General features: G+C 46.4%; 2 tRNA genes and 1 rRNA gene. All 3 read left to right on the top strand.

From position 1 onward, the window contains the following. Nucleotides 1-97: ribosomal RNA gene (locus ACJHWT_RS25505) — 16S ribosomal RNA — on the top strand; the annotation flags it as partial. Between the two features lie 68 nt (nucleotides 98-165). Continuing rightward, nucleotides 166-242 (top strand) — tRNA-Ile (locus tag ACJHWT_RS25510). Nucleotides 243-284: 42 nt separating this feature from the next. Beyond that, nucleotides 285-360 (top strand) — tRNA-Ala (locus ACJHWT_RS25515). Nucleotides 361-532: the final 172 nt, after the last annotated feature.

Consider the following 532-nt stretch of genomic DNA (forward strand, 5'->3'; position numbering starts at 1 on the left):
AACCTTCGGGAGGGCGCTTACCACTTTGTGATTCATGACTGGGGTGAAGTCGTAACAAGGTAACCGTAGGGGAACCTGCGGTTGGATCACCTCCTTACCTTAAAGAAGCGTTCTTTGCAGTGCTCACACAGATTGTCTGATGAAAATGAGCAGTAAAACCTCTACAGGCTTGTAGCTCAGGTGGTTAGAGCGCACCCCTGATAAGGGTGAGGTCGGTGGTTCAAGTCCACTCAGGCCTACCAAATTTGCACCGCAAATTTGAAGAGGTTTTAACTACATGTTATGGGGCTATAGCTCAGCTGGGAGAGCGCCTGCTTTGCACGCAGGAGGTCTGCGGTTCGATCCCGCATAGCTCCACCATCTCTGTAGTGATTAAATAAAAAATACTTCAGAGTGTACCTGCAAAGGTTCACTGCGAAGTTTTGCTCTTTAAAAATCTGGATCAAGCTGAAAATTGAAACACTGAACAACGAAAGTTGTTCGTGAGTCTCTCAAATTTTCGCAACTCTGAAGTGAAACATCTTCGGGTTGT

It is taken from the genome of Escherichia sp. WS338, from assembly GCF_046486405.1.
GTDB classification, from domain to species: Bacteria; Pseudomonadota; Gammaproteobacteria; order Enterobacterales; family Enterobacteriaceae; genus Escherichia; species Escherichia coli.